At 44.8% G+C, this 17343-nt stretch carries 17 protein-coding genes, 1 pseudogene and 1 riboswitch; of the genes and pseudogenes, 2 read left to right on the top strand and 16 right to left on the bottom strand.

Translation table 11 applies throughout. The features are described from left to right. Positions 1–53: 53 nt before the first annotated feature. The 6 genes from CI597_RS12295 to CI597_RS12270 all read right to left on the bottom strand — a co-directional run bounded on the left by CI597_RS12295 (position 54) and on the right by CI597_RS12270 (position 7229). Positions 54–1316: an ATP-binding protein gene (locus tag CI597_RS12295; protein WP_024728377.1), complete on the bottom strand. Its 1263-nt coding sequence runs from the start codon at positions 1314–1316 to the stop codon at positions 54–56. A gap of 36 nt (positions 1317–1352) precedes the next feature. Beyond that, entirely contained in the window at positions 1353–2069 is a 717-nt protein-coding gene (locus tag CI597_RS12290; protein WP_024728378.1) for a LytR/AlgR family response regulator transcription factor, read from the bottom strand. Positions 2070–2402: 333 nt separating this feature from the next. Beyond that, positions 2403–3398, bottom strand: a complete 996-nt coding sequence (gene galE, locus CI597_RS12285) for a UDP-glucose 4-epimerase GalE (RefSeq protein WP_024728379.1) — start codon at positions 3396–3398, stop codon at positions 2403–2405. A gap of 17 nt (positions 3399–3415) precedes the next feature. Beyond that, positions 3416–4918, bottom strand: coding sequence for a UDP-glucose--hexose-1-phosphate uridylyltransferase (gene galT / locus CI597_RS12280; RefSeq protein WP_024728380.1), 1503 nt, complete (start codon positions 4916–4918; stop codon positions 3416–3418). Next, the gene (locus tag CI597_RS12275) at positions 4911–5936 is read right to left on the bottom strand and encodes an aldose epimerase family protein (protein ID WP_024728381.1); all 1026 of its coding nucleotides are present in this window, start codon (positions 5934–5936) and stop codon (positions 4911–4913) included. Before CI597_RS12275 ends, galT begins: the two co-directional genes overlap by 8 nt. A gap of 12 nt (positions 5937–5948) precedes the next feature. Then, a complete protein-coding gene (locus CI597_RS12270; RefSeq protein ID WP_024728382.1) occupies positions 5949–7229 on the bottom strand; it encodes a galactokinase in 1281 nt (426 codons plus the stop codon). 586 nt (positions 7230–7815) lie between these two features. Here CI597_RS12270 and CI597_RS12260 point away from each other — a divergent pair. Then, positions 7816–8829 (top strand): LacI family DNA-binding transcriptional regulator, encoded by a 1014-nt coding sequence (locus CI597_RS12260; RefSeq protein WP_024728383.1) that lies wholly within the window; start codon positions 7816–7818, stop codon positions 8827–8829. A 331-nt stretch (positions 8830–9160) separates the two neighbouring features. Here CI597_RS12260 and CI597_RS12250 read toward each other — a convergent pair whose 3' ends face one another. The 9 genes from CI597_RS12250 to ribD form a co-directional block, all read right to left on the bottom strand. Continuing rightward, positions 9161–9532, bottom strand: coding sequence for a helix-turn-helix domain-containing protein (locus CI597_RS12250; RefSeq protein WP_024728385.1), 372 nt, complete (start codon positions 9530–9532; stop codon positions 9161–9163). Between the two features lie 64 nt (positions 9533–9596). Continuing rightward, positions 9597–10661: an FAD:protein FMN transferase gene (locus CI597_RS12245; RefSeq protein WP_235824618.1), complete on the bottom strand. Its 1065-nt coding sequence runs from the start codon at positions 10659–10661 to the stop codon at positions 9597–9599. 139 nt (positions 10662–10800) lie between these two features. Then, entirely contained in the window at positions 10801–11295 is a 495-nt protein-coding gene (locus CI597_RS12240) for a Gx transporter family protein (protein ID WP_024728387.1), read from the bottom strand. A gap of 12 nt (positions 11296–11307) precedes the next feature. Next, the gene (locus tag CI597_RS12235) at positions 11308–11673 is read right to left on the bottom strand and encodes a NusG domain II-containing protein (protein ID WP_024728388.1); all 366 of its coding nucleotides are present in this window, start codon (positions 11671–11673) and stop codon (positions 11308–11310) included. Next, positions 11670–12398 carry an NAD-dependent protein deacylase gene (locus CI597_RS12230; protein ID WP_024728389.1) on the bottom strand — a complete coding sequence of 243 codons (729 nt, stop codon included), beginning with the start codon at positions 12396–12398 and terminating at the stop codon, positions 11670–11672. The genes CI597_RS12235 and CI597_RS12230 overlap by 4 nt, the downstream gene beginning before the upstream one ends. 111 nt (positions 12399–12509) lie before the next feature. Beyond that, a complete protein-coding gene (ribE, locus tag CI597_RS12225; protein ID WP_024728390.1) occupies positions 12510–12974 on the bottom strand; it encodes a 6,7-dimethyl-8-ribityllumazine synthase in 465 nt (154 codons plus the stop codon). A 32-nt stretch (positions 12975–13006) separates the two neighbouring features. Next, on the bottom strand, positions 13007–14203 hold the full coding sequence (locus CI597_RS12220; protein ID WP_024728391.1) for a bifunctional 3,4-dihydroxy-2-butanone-4-phosphate synthase/GTP cyclohydrolase II: 1197 nt from the start codon (positions 14201–14203) through the stop codon (positions 13007–13009). Positions 14204–14214: 11 nt separating this feature from the next. Beyond that, positions 14215–14859 carry a riboflavin synthase gene (ribE, locus tag CI597_RS12215; RefSeq protein ID WP_024728392.1) on the bottom strand — a complete coding sequence of 215 codons (645 nt, stop codon included), beginning with the start codon at positions 14857–14859 and terminating at the stop codon, positions 14215–14217. Positions 14860–14863: 4 nt separating this feature from the next. Continuing rightward, positions 14864–15928: a bifunctional diaminohydroxyphosphoribosylaminopyrimidine deaminase/5-amino-6-(5-phosphoribosylamino)uracil reductase RibD gene (gene ribD / locus CI597_RS12210; protein ID WP_034550001.1), complete on the bottom strand. Its 1065-nt coding sequence runs from the start codon at positions 15926–15928 to the stop codon at positions 14864–14866. 299 nt (positions 15929–16227) lie between these two features. After that, positions 16228–16342, bottom strand: a riboswitch (FMN riboswitch). Positions 16343–16527: 185 nt separating this feature from the next. Here ribD and CI597_RS12205 point away from each other — a divergent pair. Then, positions 16528–16838 (top strand): annotated as a pseudogene (locus tag CI597_RS12205) (YbjQ family protein). 179 nt (positions 16839–17017) lie between these two features. On the opposite strand, the gene CI597_RS12200 reads toward CI597_RS12205, so the two are convergent. Then, the coding region (locus tag CI597_RS12200) for a transposase (RefSeq protein WP_198959581.1) at positions 17018–17343 on the bottom strand (326 nt) is incomplete at its 5' end.

The raw sequence follows: 17343 nt of genomic DNA, 5'->3' as shown, positions 1-17343 counted from the left end.
ATATATCTGCGGGGAACGACTTGATATTCGAATAACCGTCATCTTTTTTTCCATTAAATAGTATCAAGAAGAATAATTTTTACATGAAATCTTCCGTTTTCAAACCGGAAGGAAACATCTCCGTTATACTTTTCGGCGATCTCGATCATATTGCGGCTTCCGATGCCGTGCTTTTCTTTGTCATGTTTTGTAGTTTTCAGCCGGCCGTCTTCTATGATCACCGGCTTCATGGTCCGGTTGCTCTCTTCCAAAACTAAATGATGCCCGTTGAGTTTGACCGTGACATCAACGGTCTTGTCATCCATATCCCTGACGGCTTCCGCCGCATTTTTGAGAAGATTGGAAAATAAAATACAGATCTCTGCATTGGTCATGTTAAGCCTGCTTGGAATCTTTCCTTTCCAGCTGAGCTCGATCTTCTCACTCTGAATGATGTCATTTACCACAATATCAACCACATCATTTCCCGTGGAAATGAGAATATTCAAACGCTTTATATTTCCGGTCAGTTCACGCAGATAATCTCTCGCACTGCCGTACTCTTCTTTTTCAAGAAATCTGCTCAGGCATGCCAGCTGGCTTTTCATATCATGTCTGATCTTTTTGGTCGTCTCCTCCTTTTGAAGGAGCAGTTCATAATACTTTTTCTGTTCATTTAACAGCCGTTCGTTCCACAGCATCTGCTGTTCAAACTGTTCCTGCTCCTGTCTGACTCTGCAGATCCGGTATATAATACTGCTGATTCCAAACAGCATCAGAAGAAATCCAAGCAGGATCTCCAGTCTCTTGCCGATGGATGTCCAGTTCTCAAACCCTTCCGACAGAAAAGGACCGGTACAGGCGATCACTCCTACCAATACCATGGCTCCCAATGCCACATCGCTGTATGTATATTGGATCTTCCTGACTTCAAATCTCTTCCGGAGCGCAATGATAACAATCAAAAGAAGAAAACTGAAGACTTCCTCTACATCGGCGAAATGATTGCTGTTATAGGCTGTCTGGAAATCCATCTGTGCAAAAAAGATAATAAACAGTCCGATCAAAAAATCCATGATCGAAATTCCAAGCCAGGTAAACACTGACAGAAAAAACTTATTAAAATAAATCCATGCCGACAACATAATGAACAGCACAATAACTATATTCACGGCAAGCTGGTACTTAAAGCTTACCAGCACTCCCAAAACCGCCGGAATCTGAAACATCAGCACCTGCCGTTTCCGCACCGGTTCGATCCCTAAAATCCCCCTCATGATCAAGATCATCTTCCAAAGTTCAATGGCGTACACATACACCCAATATAATCCTTTCACTTTTCACCCTCACTGCCCATTTTCCATATGGGTTCATTAAATCACCTTTGCATATTTGGTTATATACTCAAAATAGTGTTTCTTGACTTCCTTCTGTTTCCTCTTGGAAATCTGAAATTCCTTTCCGCAGAACAGCACAAGCCGTTCTTTATAATAATGCTCTACGAATTGGAAATTAATAATGTATCCCTTGTGGATCCGCTGAAACCTCTCATCCAAACACCCCTCAATCTTTTTCAGAGACAATCTCACGATCAGATGCCCTCCCACAAGAAACACCGCTATTTCATCGCCCAGAGCTTCGATCCATCGAATCTCCCGGAAGTATACGAATCTGCTCTCCTCCTTTCCTTCCAGCACAATCCCTTCATTGTCGTTCATATCTTTGAGCGCATCTTCCAGCGCCTCCAAAAGCTCCTGTCCGCTTCCACTTTTATACAGATACCTGAATGCCTGAACCTTAAAAGCTCTCTGGACCCATTCATCATGGCTCGTTATAAAAATGATCTTTCCGGGTCTCTGAAGGTTCTTCCACTCTTCCGCAACAGAAAATCCATCCATATCCGGCAGTTCCACGTCGAGCAGGATGATATCGAACTCATCCTCCGAAGAAAGCAGAGCTTTTCCCCTTTGAAAACAGAAGATTTGTGCCTTTTGATTTCTGCACTCCAGGAACCGGAGGCATTCATCTTCCAAGATATCCAAGTAAGTCTGTTCATCGTCACAGATTGCTATTTTTAACGTTCTCTCCATCCTCAGTCCTTTCTATATTATAAAACGTAAAATATAATCATATTTTACCCCTTTCCCACGCCAAATGCAAAAAAGAACAGGCATGTGCAATAAAAAATGCATCATGCCTGCTTTTTTAATTATGATAAATATTTGTCTGTGCTCCGGCAGATTCTGGGATTACATTCTCTAAGGATGTTGTCTCTGCTGATCAACAACAAAACCCGCCAAGCTTGTGGTCAGTATAGAACAATACCGTATGATCGTCAAGCATATTGGTGGAAATCCAGATATACGTTCTAATTTCCTGATAACCGTTCCATTTTTTACATTATATTACTTATATTACTTGTATTATTTGCTCTGATATCCTTCCGGATGTGTGCTGTGCCACTTCCATGCACTCTCAATGATCTCATGAAGATCCGCATGTTCCGGCTTCCACCCAAGGACTTTCTTTGCCTTCTCGCTGGATGCGATCAGCACTGCAGGGTCCCCGGCCCTCCGGCCTTCTTCCACTGCCTTGATCGGTTTTTGCGTTACCTCTTTTGCAGTCTCGATCACCTCTTTGACCGTAAAGCCGATTCCATTTCCGAGATTGAAGATATCACTTTCATTTCCTTCCATCAGATATTTTACCGCGAGGATATGCGCTTGTGCAAGATCCGTCACATGAATATAGTCCCTGACGCAGGTCCCGTCTTTGGTCGGATAATCGGTTCCGAAAATACTGATCGCTTCTCTTTTTCCGTTCGGCACCTGAAGGATCAGCGGAATCAGATGGGTCTCCGGATTGTGGGCCTCGCCGATCTCTCCGCTTTTATGGGCTCCGCATGCATTAAAATAGCGCAGTGATACAAACCGGAGTCCGTGTGCTTTGCCCACCCATTTGAACATCTTTTCCATGGAGAGCTTTGTCTCGCCATAAGTATTGGTCGGCTCTGTCCGGTCTGTCTCCAGGATCGGAGTCTTCTCCGGTTCTCCATAGGTCGCCGCCGTAGAAGAAAAAACAATCTTATCGATGCCGTGTGCCACCATAGATTCCAGCATGGTCTTTGTGCCGCACAGATTGTTGTCATAATATTTCAGCGGATTCGTCATGCTCTCACCTACGAGTGAGTTTGCCGCAAAGTGGATGACCGCATCGATGCCGGTCTCCTGATCCAGAACGCTGTCCACAAATGCCCTGTCTCTTAAATCTCCCTGATAGAATTTGGCTTTCGGGTGAACCGCCTCTTTGTATCCGGTCTCCAGGTTATCAATGATCACAACGTCTTCTCCCGCATCAGTCAGTTCATAAACCGTATGGGACCCGATGTAGCCTGCTCCGCCTAATACTAAAATCTTCATATTTCATTCCGCCTTTCTTACTGCTGATCCAGTGTAAAAATGAATCTCTCAAACTGTTTCCTGCCCTTTTCGGTGCATTTATAAACTCCTGCATCCTCAAGGACTTTTACAAATATCTGTCCGATCTCTTCTTTCAGGATATCCATGACATTCTCTTTGTTGATCTCCTTATATTTTGGCACAAACTGCTCCGCCCAGTCAACATGCTTTCTAAGACATTCATATTCTTCGATCGGAGTTTTACATACAAGGCACTCCGCAAGAAGCTCCATTTCTTTTTTTAATCTGGATGGCAGCACCGCAAGACCCATGACTTCGATCAGACCGATATTTTCTTTCTTAATATGGTGATATTGTTCATGAGGATGAAACAGCCCCAGAGGATGTTTTACAGTCGTGATATTATTTCTCAATACGAGATCCAGCTCATAGGTCTCCCCGGTCTTTCTCGCAATCGGAGTGATGGTATTGTGCGGTTCCCCGCCGGTCTGTGCATAAATATGGGCATCCCCGTCGCTGTATTCCCTCCATACTTTTAGGACATGATCCGCCATATCAATCAGCCGATTCTCGTCCTTTGACCGGATTCGGAGCACTGACAGCGGCCAGTTTAAGATTCCCGTCTCCACATCCTCAAATCCCTTGATCGTATAATGTTTTTCGATCTTCGCATCTGCCATGGCAAATTGATAATGTCCGCCCTGGAAATGGTCGTGTGACAGGATGGAACCTCCCACGATCGGAAGATCTGCATTGGAGCCGAGGAAGTAGTGAGGAAACTGTCTGACAAAATCAAACAGCTTCACAAACGCCGTCCGGTCAATCTTCATAGGCACATGCTCTCCGTTAAATACGATACAGTGCTCATTGTAATAAACATACGGTGAATACTGGAATCCCCATCTGCTGCCGTTGACTGTAACCGGAATGACTCTGTGATTCTGTCTCGCCGGGTGATTCATGTGCCCTGCATACCCTTCATTTTCCATGCACAGCTGGCATTTGGGATAACGGCTCTGCGCCGCATTCTTTGCCGCGGCAATGGCCTTCGGGTCCTTTTCCGGCTTGGAGAGATTCACGGTAATATCAATGATTCCATATGGGCTGTCTACGGTCCACTTCCAGTCCTTCTTCACACGGTATCTGCGGATATAGTCTGTATCCTGACTGAACTTATAGAAAAATTCGGTGGCTGCTTCCGGACTTTTTTGATACTTCTCCCGGAAATCCCGTATCACCTGGCTTGGCCTCGGCACCAAAACACCCATGAGCTTTGTGTCAAACAGATCTCTCGTCACGACATCATTGCTCTTTATAATATAACGGTCATATGCCTCATCCGTCAGTTTTGTCAGGATTTCTTCCAGATTGATCTCCCCGGCAGGTCTTTTGGGCTCCTCGTAATCATCCAGCTTAAAGATCTCCAGATACTGATTGATCGTGTAAATCTTGTCCTCCGGTTCGATCAGTTTTTTATCGAGCCCATACTGTACTAATTTTGCAATATATTCATCAATCATCTTCCTGCACCTCGAATTTAAAAGCGGTAAACACTGCATAACTGCCGCCTTTTCTGAGGATCACCTGTGGCTTTTCCTCAAGATTGACAGCATTTGGCATGAACTGGGTTTCCAGGCAGACACCGTCCCTGTTTACGTTGACTCTTCCCTCTTTCCCCGGCAAGCCTCCTTCCAGAAAGTTTGAAGTGTAAAGCTGTACGGTCGGAAGGTTCGTGGAAACTGTCACTTTTCTCCCTGTTTCTTCATGAAACAGCGTGATCTGGTCTTTCTGCCCGCTGAAAACAAAAGCGTGGTCATACCCTCCTGCAAAGTTAAGCTGTTCATGATCTTCATCGATCCGTTCCCCGATCCTGTGGAATTTTCTGAAATCGAACGGGGTGCCGTCCACGAAGAGTTTTTCGCCGGTAGTACATCCGTCCTGGTCTACACAGGCAATCTGAGCTGCTTTTATTTTCAGCTTATGGTCATAAATCTTTTCTTTTCCTCCGGACAGGTTAAAGTAGGTGTGGTTGGACAGATTTACAATCGTGTCCTTGTCGGTTGTTCCGTAGTAAACCATGGTAAACGTATTTCCTGTCAGTTCATAGGAAACATGTATCTTCAAGTTTCCAGGATATCCTTCTTCCATATCTTTTGACAGATAGGAAAAGATCACTTTATGGTCCCGGATCTCATAATCCCAGACTTTCTTATCGAACCCTTCTGTGCCTCCGTGAAGATGGTTCGGTCCGTTATTGACCGGCAGATGATACTCCTGTCCGTTAAGGGTAAACTTTCCGTCTTTGATCCGGTTCGCCGCCCTTCCTAGGATTCCTCCGATATATTTGTCATCCTCCTTATAGTCTTCTATATTTTGAAGTCCGAGCACAACATCGTCTATATTTTCTTTGTTGTCTTTCATCCAGACCGAAAGAATGTGGCATCCCAGATTTGTAACTCTCACTGTCAGATCCTGATTCTTCATCTCAATGATGTCAATGCCGTCTTGTCGCTGTTCGATCACTTTCATCTCCGCCATTGTCCTGTCTCCCTATAAAACTTTCATTCCGCCGTATTTGCGGACTTTCAAAATATGGCACGCTTCTTCTCCAAATACACTGTCCATGGTTTTCTGATACAGCGGAACGATCTCATCCGGTACAAAAGCCTGAATGGTTCCTGCAAAGCCTCCCCCGTGGACACGGCTTACACCTCTGTCTTTCAGTATCACATCACTGACTGCAAGTCCGATGGAAACACTCTGGTTGTTCACCTGGTGATTGGAATATACGTTTTGTAAATACTTGAAAGAGGAATCTCCTGAATCCTTCACCAGTTTTTTGAAGACCTCGAATTTTCCCTGTTCCAGGGCCTCCGCCTCTTCTTCCACCCTCTTATTTTCCTCAAACAAATGCATGGCGCGGAGCACGGCCCGGTCCCCAAGGATTTCACGGATGGCCGGTATATTCAGATAAAAGTCGGTCTTGTCTACTTTCCGCAGCACATCTTCTTCAAAATAATGGGCCACCTGCTTCATTTCAGACGGAATCATGGCATAGTCCTCTGTCAGATCCGCATGGGACCCTCTCGTATCCACAATGCAGAGGCTGTGTCCAAAACCTTCAAAGTCAACTTTTACCTGCTTTACTTCCGGCTCCTCCGGATTTTCAAAATCAATATAGATCATTCCTCCCACCGAAGACGCCATCTGATCCATCAGGCCGCATGGTTTCCCAAAATATTCATTTTCTGCATACTGGCCCGCCTGGGCTAAGAACACCGGGTCCAGTTTCATCTGATTGTACAGTCCGGACAGGATCGTACCAATCAAGGTTTCGTAGGCTGCGGAGGAAGACATTCCTGCGCCGATCAGCACATCACTGGTGATATATGCCCGGAAACCTCCTATCTTATGACCTTTCTGTTTCAGCCTGGCGGCAACCCCCCTGATTAGTGCCAGAGAGGTTTCTCTTTCATCCTCTTTGGCAGGCAGGTCGTTTAAACCGATTTCCATGCGCTCATATCCGTCAGATACTATCGTGATCTTCTCATCTTCTGTCCTGGCAGTCACTGCAATGGCATCCAGGTTAATAGACGTTGCAAGAACCTTACCATATTGATGGTCCGTGTGATTGCCCCCCACTTCACTTCGTCCCGGTGCAGAATAGATCTCCACTTCCTCTTCCCCGAATATTTCTTCATACTGATTCAGTGCTTTTATGTATCTTTCTCTCTGATATTCCAGCACACTGTCATCTACATAAATATCTTTCAACAGACTCTCATAAGTTCCTTTTTTAAATTCTTTGATCAACACACTTGAATCTTTCATCTTTTCACCTCCGCAGAATGTCAGGCTTCTGCGTTAAATCTCCTTTCCTGTATCGTTTCTATAACCTTTTTCATAAAACTGTCGCTGAGCTTATATGCATTTTTATAAATGACATATGCAGTCAGCATTGAAAGCGCAGGCGCGGCACACATCAGTATCCGTATGGAATTCATGGTCAGCATACTCTGGTCCGGGCTGTTTGGTATGTATCCCGTCTGCTCATGGCAAATCTGTGATACCCGATATAACCTCCTCCCAGAGCCCCAATGATCTACACTCCGAAACCGGCAATGATCAGGGATTGTCCCAGACTGGCAAAAATACGCGGAAGGACGGAAACCACTTCCCTCTCTCTGCCACTATTCGTTTCCATACATCAAGCCTCCTATTTCATATCTTAGTTTCGTTCCTATGTCTATATAGTAATACTGTTTAGTAAATATTTCAACTATATTTTACTTAATTATTTACTAAATTTATTCACTATATTTTAGTAAATTATAATAAAAAGATTTTATTTTCATTTACAGATATGGTATACTTGGAATAAAAAAGAGTTGGAATTAGATGCTAAAGGAGAATTCATATGGCTACCATTAAAGATATCGCTGAAAAAGCAGGCGTATCATCCGCCACAGTCTCCCGTATTTTAAATCAGGATGACACCCTGAGCGTCACTGATGAGACAAGAGCCAGAGTTTTAAAGATTGCAGACGGTCTGAACTACAGAAAAAAGGGGAAAGGAACAACGAAAAGGACTACCATTGGAGTGTTCCAGTGGTACTCCCTGTTTCAGGAATTAGAAGACCCCTACTACCAGAACATCCGCGTAGGGATCGAGAAATACTGTGCAGACCAGAACATTGAAGTCATCCGGGCATTCCAGAGTGATCCGGACTATTTAAAAACATTAAGCGGTGTGGACGGCCTGATCTGTATTGGAAAGTTTGCGCAAAAGGATATCAAAGCCTTTGAGCAGCTTACGGACAATATTATTTTTATTGATATGCGCACTTCCAGGATTTCCTTCAATAACATTGTACTGGATTTACACCAGTCTGTCATAGATGTGATTGATTACTTTGTGGAACTCGGACACACAAGGATCGGTTATCTGGGCGGAAAGGAATACATCGACGAGGATACCGTCTATTTTGAGCAGCGGAAAGAAACGTTTATCAATTACTGCAGGAAACTTGAACTCTGTTATGAACCTTATGTTATAGAGGAAGAATTCAGCGCAGAATCCGGATATCAGATGATGAACAGACTTATAGAATCTGGAAATCTGCCTACTGCAGTTTTTGCCGCCAGCGATCCAATCGCGATCGGCGCCATGCGCTCCCTCTATGAACATGGGTATAAAATTCCCGACGATATTTCGATCATCGGCTTTGATGATATCAGTGTGGCCGAATTTTCCAATCCTCCGCTGACTACGGTCCATGCTCCTTCAGAGTATATGGGGGAATATGCAGCAAACTTTGTGGCGAAACTCTATAACGAAGTGCCAAGCGAATACAAGACACCGGTGCGCCTGACACTGCCGTGTACACTGATTAAAAGGCAGACCTGCGGAAAACCCCGCGGAGAAAAATAAAGAATTTTATTTTAATCACTAAAAAAGACACTGGCAGATGAATGAGGTGACCCCTAAAAGTTAGACTTTATTGCGAAGTGGAAAATCCACTTCGCATGTATCAGTCGTAATCTTCTGGTGTGGGATTTTCGTATCAAAACGTCTCCGTAATCTGTTCGGAGCCACTTTTCCAATCCGTCCTTTATATGAGCTATACTTACGGCTTTTTCTGGTAAAGGAAGTAATTTCCATGCTTTTTCCTCAAGCTCTTTATTAGGATTATCTCTCTGGAATCTTTTTTGCCAGTACATATAGATTGCTTTCGGAAACCCAACAACAGCGAGAATATCTTTTAATTTGAAGTCTCCTCGGAGGCTGTGGATGATTCTCGCTTTTTTTTCAGAAGAGCTTCCTCCTCTAAACGCAGCCTCCTCACATCTTTTAAATAGGCATTCTCTATTCGCAGTTTTAATAATTCATCTTCGAGCTGTTTGATATGTTCAGCACTTGTATCTACAGGAGTAGTATCTAGCACGGACTGCATTTGCTTTTTTCTGGAACGCATCAGGCCTTCACAGCCAAACGCATCATATGAATGAACCCAATTTAAAACCTGACGCTTATTTGTAATTCCATACTTTTGAGCAAGAAAACAATAGCTACCCTCCCGGCGATGATATGCTTCAACTACTTTCTTTTTTAGCTCAAGGCTATATTTTGCCATAATAAAACCGACCTCCAATCGTTAGATTTTTGGTCTAACTTTTGGGGGTCGGTTCAGAATTTTTTCATCCGTCAATGTCTTTGTTAACTATTTTATATGCATCGTCTGTGAGCTCAAAATCTAATCCGTCACTGACATAAACATTTTTTTGTTTATCCACAAAGATCGCTTTTGCTCCGTACTTTTTCAACAGTGAACGGCTTTTTTCCGGCCCCAGCACAAAACATGCGGTGGACAGCCCGTCACTGGCAATACCTGAACTGCACACAATGGTACATGAGGTGATCTCTGTCTGTGCCGGATATCCGGTCTTCTCATCTAAGATGTGGAAATACCGTTTCCCTGTCTTTTTATCAATAAAATATTTTTCATAATCACCGGAGGTAGAGATGAAGGTCCCGCCTTTTACGCTAAGCCCTCCAATTGTCTCCCCCTGCTTTCCGTCAGGGTTCTGTATCCCGACTTTCCAGTCCTCCCCGCCGGGCTTTTCTCCATAAACAGCGATGCTTCCCCCAAGAGCCACCATGGCTCCGGTAATTATCTTTTCTTTTTTGAGAAACCTCATGGCTTCGTCGGTTCCGATCCCCTTCCCGAAAGCTCCCAGATCCATTTTAATCTCTCTCGCTTTTCGCACGGTTTTCTGCTTTTCATTCAGTTTTACATGCTCATATGCATTGCTGACGATACCGTCTTTGATCAGCGCTTTGATCTTATCAGCATCGGGTACCTTTGGATTCTCGGATTCAAAATCCCACATTCGAGTGAGGCTTCCGATGGCCGGGTCCGCAGCGCCTTTGCTGTCTTTGGCAATCTGAAGAGACTTTTTCATCCAGGTAAACAGCGGCTCCGGGACATCCGCCACTCTTTGATTCCCTTGATTAAGCTTTGCCACGGCAGAACTGTCCTTCCTCCAGGACAGCTGCTCTGTCTCCAGCTTCTTCATCTTCTCCATCATCTCTTGTTCAGCCTCAGAAAGATCCGGGCTTCTCCCATATAGTGTCGTATTGGTCACTGTCCCCATGGCATAGTCTACATGGGAATATTTCTGTATCTCTTCTTTCTTCACACAGCCTGATGCCATGACCGCCGTCAGCACAAATACCATGACCGCACATAATTTTTTTTTCACATCTTTCCTCCTGTAGGAGTTTTTTATCACTATTTCCGTCACACTTTAAAATACGTTCCTCCAATAGTGATAAAAAACTATCATTGGATAGCTCCTTTTGCTAAATGGATACTTATTCAGTAAAAATTACGTACATTTTCTACTGAAATAAGTTTGCCGGAACCTTCTTTACCAGCCCCGCCGTCAGCACTCCGATCGCAATGCCGGCAATGGTTCCGGTGACCAGCAGTATCGGCGTATAATAATAAATTCTTACATTCTCCATCAGGCACACTGCAACACTGAGCTGCCCGAGATTGTGTGCTACTCCTCCGGCAACGCTGAGTCCCACTGCCGAAAATCCCCCGGCTTTTTTCAGAAGCGCCATGAGAAAGATACTCAAAATCCCGCCCGCCAGGCTGTAAACAATCGTCATCGGATTCCCAAAAAGCATTCCTGCCAGAAGAATTCTCAAAACGGAGATAAACAGCGCCCGTTTCCACCCGGTAAAAAAGAGAAGAACCATAATGACTCCGTTGGCAAGCCCGATCTTCACTCCGGGAATCCCTACAGGAATCGGAAGGAGTACCTCTATATAAGAAACAACGATGGCCAGTGTCAGAAACATGCCATCCACAGCAATCCGCCTGGTCATTGGTTTTTCTCCTTAGATTGTAATTCCGTCATATTCTTTCTCCTTGGTTCCGTCTTTAATTTCCACTACGAGTTTATGAGGCAGGCAGACAATGGTTTCCCCGGTTTTATCGATGGCTTTATGCTTTCTGCATATCTGATCAGGGCAGTCTGCCTCTGTGACTGAGGCTTTCCCTCCCTGGATGCGGACTACATTGGACCCGTTCCTGCTCTTTACCGTATAGACCGCATCCTCAGAAAGGCTGTGGCTCCAGACTTCCTTTCCGTCCACAGTCACCACTGCCTTTTCCCCGTCCTGCTTCACAAGAGACAGGAATAAAAATCCCACCGCTGCCATAAAAAGAACTACTCCGATCAACACGATATCTCTTCTTTTCATGAATTCACCTTAATCTGCCCAAGGACCTCACCGATTGGATCTGTAATGCAGAGCTCTGCCTGCCGGTCTCTGGATGTGGCATCCCTGTTGATGAGCACCAAATGCTCTCCGCGGAAATAATCGATCATGCCCGCCGCCGGATACACTACGAGAGAAGTTCCACCGATGATCAGCATATCCGCCTTAGAAATCGCATCGATGGCTCCCCTCATCACGGATGCATCCAGTCCTTCTTCATATAGTACAACATCCGGCTTCACCAGTCCTCCGCATTCGTCGCAGTGCGGCACTCCCTGTGCTCCGGCCACATAGTTTACATCAAAAAACTTATGGCATTTCTGACAGTAATTTCTGTGAACACTTCCGTGCAGCTCAAATACCTTCTGGCTTCCGGCTTTCTGGTGCAGACCGTCGATATTCTGAGTGACAACCGCCGTGAGCTTTCCAGCCCTCTCAAGCTCTGCAAGCTTTAAATGGGCAGGATTCGGTTCGGCATCCGGAAATATCATTTTCTTCTTATAAAAATCATAAAATTCCTCTGTCTTCTGCACAAAAAATGTATGGCTGACAATCACCTCCGGAGGGTATTTATAAGTTTGATGATAGAGTCCGTCCGTACTTCTGAAGTCAGGAATATCACTTTCTGTGGATACTCCTGCCCCGCCGAAGAAAACAATCCTGCTGCTCTCATCTATCATATTCTGAAGTTGTTCAATCTGGTCCATGGCAATTATCTCCTTGTATCTTCAAATAGGGTTAAAAGACAAACAAAACGGTAATAAAAAAGCCGCTTATTTTCTGTTCTATTTTACAGTAAATAAGCGGCTCCGTCCAGTTTAACCAATCTCTTTCAATAAATTTACCATTTCAATCGCTGACAGTGCACAGTCATACCCCTTGTTTCCGGCTTTCGTACCGGCGCGCTCAATGGCCTGCTCGATATTTTCCGTGGTCAGTACACCGAACAGCACAGGAATCTGACTCTCCATAGACACGTGAGCGATACCCTTGGATACCTCATTGCACACATAATCATAGTGGCTGGTAGATCCCCGGATCACGGTTCCCAGACAGATTACAGCGTCATATTTCCCTGATCCCGCCATCTTCTGTGCGGCAACAGGAATCTCAAATGCCCCAGGCACCCAGGCAACAGCAATATCGTCTTCCTTCACGTCATGGCGGCGCAGGCCGTCCAATGCCCCAGAAAGCAGCTTGGATACGATAAACTCATTGAATCTGGCGGCGACAATGCCGACTTTCATCCCTTTTGCGACTAATTTTCCTTCTAAAACATTCATCTTTTATCTCCTCTTTCTTATTTATTTGCAGCTTAATAAGTTAAATAATGTCCCATCTTTTTCTGTTTTGTCTTCATATAAAAAGAATCATAATCTGTGAGCTTGATCTGGATGGGCACTCTCTCTACGATTTCCAGCCCGAAATCACCCAGACCTTCGATTTTCGTCGGATTATTTGTCAAAAGTCTCAACTTAGACGCACCCAGGTCTCTCAGAATCTGTGCTCCTATGTAATATTCCCGTTGGTCTTCTTCAAATCCGAGAGCCAGATTTGCCTCTACCGTATCCATTCCCTGGTCCTGCAGAGCATAGGCCTTCAGTTTGTTGATCAAACCAATGCCCCGGCCTTCCTGTCTCAGATAGAGCAGAATTCCCCGGCCTTCCGCTTCGATCTGTCTCATGGCCGTGGTAAGCTGATCTCCGCAGTCGCACCTTAACGAGCCAAAGGTATCTCCCGTCAGGCACTCGGAATGTACCCGGCACAATATCGGCTCCCCGTCATCTACATTTCCTTTTACTAAGGCGACATGATGTTCGCCGTTTAGTTTATTCACATAACCGTAAGCCCGAAACTCTCCATACTTGGTGGGCATCGGCGTCTCCGCCTCCCTGCTCACGAACACTTCATGTTTTTTCCGGTAATCCTGCAGTGCCTTTATGGTGATTATCTTAAGGCCGAACTTCTCTGCCAGTCCCATGAGTTCTGTGGTACGCATCATAGTGCCGTCTTCCCTCATGATCTCACAGCACAGACCGCTTTCTTTTAAACCTGCAAGCTTCATAAGGTCCACTGTTGCCTCTGTGTGACCGTTCCGCTCCATAACACCGCCCGGCTTTGCGATCAGCGGAAACATGTGTCCGGGGCGCCTTAAATCCTCCGGTCTGATGCTGTTCTCCATACATTTCAGCGCTGTGACAGAACGTTCCACTGCTGAAATTCCCGTGGTGGTTTCCACATGATCAATACTCTCTGTAAATGCAGTCTCATGGTTATCTGTATTCTTGGTTACCATTGGAGACAGTCCAAGTTTCTCTCCCATAGCTGCACTCATGGGCATACAGATCAAACCTTTTCCATGGACTGCCATAAAATTAATATTGTTAGTATTCGCAAACTCAGAGGCACAGATAAAATCGCCCTCATTTTCCCTGTCTTCATCATCTGTTGCAATGATGATCTTCCCCTGTTTTAAGTCTTCCAATGCTTCTTTAATCGTGCTGAACTTCATGTTCTTTCCTCCTAAAATCCTGCTTTCATTAACATTTCCTCTGTAATGGCACTGGTTTTTTCATCATGCCCCAAATTCATCAGTTTCTCCACATATTTTCCGATCATATCATTTTCCAGATTCACCAGATCTCCAGTTTTTTTTGCTCCCAGTACCGTTTCCTTTAAGGTGTGGGGAATGACCGAAACCTGAAACCATTGGTCCCCGGTCTTTGCAATGGTCAGACTGATGCCGTCCAGGGCGATGGAACCTTTGCTGACACAGTACCGCATGATCTCTGACGGTGCCGCCACCGTAAACCAAACTGCATTGGCATCCTGTTCCACTGATGTGACCGTTCCGGTTCCATCCACATGGCCGGCAACCATATGTCCGCCAAAACGTCCTCCTGCTTTCATGGCCCGCTCTAAATTGACCGGATCTCCAGGCTTCAAGCTTTTCAGACTGCTCTTTTCAAAGGTCTCGTTCATCACATCCGCCAGAAACCCCTGTCCGTCAAATGTGACCGCGGTAAGGCATACACCGTTGACTGCAATACTGTCTCCTGTATGGATATCTTTCAGGACTTTGGATGCCCCGATCCTGACGGCTGAGGACTGCCCTCCTTTTTTTACTGACAGAACGGTGCCTATTTCTTCAATGATTCCTGTAAACACATTCTCACCTCGCTTCATATTCTAACAGCAGATCTTCGCCGAGCCTGGTAATCTCCGGGCCCTTTAAAAGTATCGCATCGCTGATTTTATCTATCCCTTTTCCTTCCACTGGTGACCTTGCCTGTCTTCCCCCGAAAAGCTTCGGTGCCACAAAAGCATACACTTTGTTTACCGATTTGGTCTGAATAACTGAATCGTTAATATCAGCTCCCCCCTCCACAAGGATACTATCGATCTTTTCTTTCCTCAGTGTCCTCAGAAGTTCCAGCAGATCCGTCTTTCCATCCTTCTCCGGACATATCAGCACCCGGCATCCCAAAGCCTCAAGCCTCTGCGCCTTTTCGTTTCTTTCACATGCCGCAATGATGGTCGGAATTACTTTGGCACTCTGAACAATTTTCGAACTTAAAGGGAGCCTGAGTCTGCTGTCGCAGATCACACGTGTCGGGTTGTTCCCGCCTATGATCCGGGCATTGAGCATCGGATCATCACTTAAGACCGTATCGATTCCCACGAGAATCGCTGCATACCGGTGTCTGAGAAACTGTACATGTTCCCTTGCCTCCCTTCCGGTAATCCATTTGGACTCTCCTGTCTTCACTGCAATTTTCCCATCCAGTGTCATTGCATATTTCAATGCTACATAAGGCGTATCGTGGGCAATGTAGTGGAAAAAGATTTCATTGATCTCTCTGCATTCCGCATCAAGTACTCCTGTTTCTGCCTCAATGCCATGCTCTCTTAAAATATCAATACCCTTACCGGAAACTTTTGGATTCGGATCAATATTTCCAACATAGACTTTCCTGATTCCACTTTTTATGACGGCCTCTGTACAAGGCGGTGTCTTTCCAAAATGGCAGCATGGCTCCAGGGTCACATAAAGTTCCGCACCTTTTGGGTCTTCCGTACAGTTCTTTAACGCATTCCTTTCTGCGTGCAGACCTCCGTATGTCTCATGGAATCCCTCTCCGATTATCCGCCCATCCTTTACGATGACAGCCCCCACCAACGGGTTTGGATTGGTATATCCTGTTCCTTTCCCAGCCAGTTCAATGGCCCTTCTCATATAAAGTTCCTGCAACTGGACAAACCTCCTTTCTCATGTGTGCAGCATCGCGGAACGCTTTGTATTTCATAGGAAAAACTCTCGCGTATAAGCGTGATAAGGTATTTCGCAAGAAATAAAAAAGCCCCAAAATCCTACAATACAGGACTTCAGGGCTTTCTTAAGCTAAAGTTCACTCATAGATAAACTGTCTAAACAAACAGCTAATATGAAAACAAAAAACTGAGATTTATAACAGCACGCCAAATACACCAAATGCATCTGACCTACGCTGTGCGTAAATCCCAGAGTTCTTTTATCACTATCTTCTTTCATCCAGACTATACTGTCGGCTTCGGAGTTTCACCGAATCATGCCTTGCGGCTCGTGGGCTGTACCACCGGTAGGGAATTTCACCCTGCCCTGAAGATCCTATTCAGTTTTTATACATTCCATTATAACCTATCATAAATCCTTGTCAAGACTTAAAAGAATGATATTCAGGCTATTTCATAATTTTTTCTTTCTTCTGTCAATTTGTATATTACTGTAAAACACTGAATTTTTCAAGTGGATTCGGTAAATAAAATCTTTGAAGAATATTCTAAATGGATGCCATTATGATCATTGTGAACACTGATTTTATTACGGAAAAAAATTAGAAACGATTGGATTGGTGAAAGGTAGTACGATCCAGTCCAAAAACTTTGAAAAAGATATCGGACAGGGATTTAAGTCTCTTGTTGGTGGGGAGTTGAAATCTTATACAAAAATAATGAACGAAGCCAGAGATCTGGCAACGGAGCGTATGGTTGAAGAAGCCGAAGAACTTGGGGCTGACGCTGTAATCAATGTAAGATATTCCCCTTCTGCTGTTATGCAGGGAGCTGCTGAAATTATTGTTTATGGAACTGCTGTAAAATTCCTGTAAGATTCAAATAAACTACAAAAAGAGACTATGAAAAAAAGTCTGTAAATAAGATTCTTCTATGATAATGAAGGGCGAAAGTCTTGAAAAACAGGCTTTTCGCCCTTACTTTATATATAACAGTTACAAAAAAACATGTCAACAGCAGGCGGTAAATCCGCCCGTTTTAGGCCGTCTTTGAATTACTCTGGAAGTCGTCCCTCGTACATGATGCTTAACTCCCCATATACTTGTGCCCAGTTGCGCATCGTTACCGTCCATTTCTTTGTAGCCTCAAATGTCGCTAAATACAGCGCTTTCAACAGCGCCGTATCACTTGGGAATACGCTTCTCTGGCGGTTCAGCTTCCGATAGGTGGAATTCAGTGATTCTATGACATTGGTTGTGTATATCACCTTCCTGACGGTTGCTGAAAACTTGAAGATGGGAGAAACAGCATCCCAGTTGTCCTTCCAGCGTTTCATCGAATTCGGATATTTGGGTGTCCATTTCTCTGTCACACGTTCAA

It is taken from the genome of Anaerostipes hominis (ex Lee et al. 2021), assembly GCF_002270485.1.
Classification (GTDB): domain Bacteria; phylum Bacillota; class Clostridia; order Lachnospirales; family Lachnospiraceae; genus Anaerostipes; species Anaerostipes hominis.
This window is presented reverse-complemented; position numbering and strand designations above follow the sequence as displayed.

Coding starts and splice junctions, on each gene's coding strand:
- ribD (WP_034550001.1), bottom strand. CDS start 15,928: ATGAGAAGGGCCATTGAACTGGCTGGGAAAGGAACAGGATATACCAAT.
- CI597_RS12250 (WP_024728385.1), bottom strand. CDS start 9,532: ATGGCAAAATATAGCCTTGAGCTAAAAAAGAAAGTAGTTGAAGCATAT.
- ribE (WP_024728390.1), bottom strand. CDS start 12,974: ATGAATGTTTTAGAAGGAAAATTAGTCGCAAAAGGGATGAAAGTCGGC.
- CI597_RS12260 (WP_024728383.1), top strand. CDS start 7,816: ATGGCTACCATTAAAGATATCGCTGAAAAAGCAGGCGTATCATCCGCC.
- galE (WP_024728379.1), bottom strand. CDS start 3,398: ATGAAGATTTTAGTATTAGGCGGAGCAGGCTACATCGGGTCCCATACG.
- CI597_RS12290 (WP_024728378.1), bottom strand. CDS start 2,069: ATGGAGAGAACGTTAAAAATAGCAATCTGTGACGATGAACAGACTTAC.
- CI597_RS12230 (WP_024728389.1), bottom strand. CDS start 12,398: ATGGACCAGATTGAACAACTTCAGAATATGATAGATGAGAGCAGCAGG.
- CI597_RS12275 (WP_024728381.1), bottom strand. CDS start 5,936: ATGGCGGAGATGAAAGTGATCGAACAGCGACAAGACGGCATTGACATC.
- CI597_RS12240 (WP_024728387.1), bottom strand. CDS start 11,295: ATGACCAGGCGGATTGCTGTGGATGGCATGTTTCTGACACTGGCCATC.
- CI597_RS12235 (WP_024728388.1), bottom strand. CDS start 11,673: ATGAAAAGAAGAGATATCGTGTTGATCGGAGTAGTTCTTTTTATGGCA.
- CI597_RS12220 (WP_024728391.1), bottom strand. CDS start 14,203: ATGAAGTTCAGCACGATTAAAGAAGCATTGGAAGACTTAAAACAGGGG.
- CI597_RS12270 (WP_024728382.1), bottom strand. CDS start 7,229: ATGAAAGATTCAAGTGTGTTGATCAAAGAATTTAAAAAAGGAACTTAT.
- galT (WP_024728380.1), bottom strand. CDS start 4,918: ATGATTGATGAATATATTGCAAAATTAGTACAGTATGGGCTCGATAAA.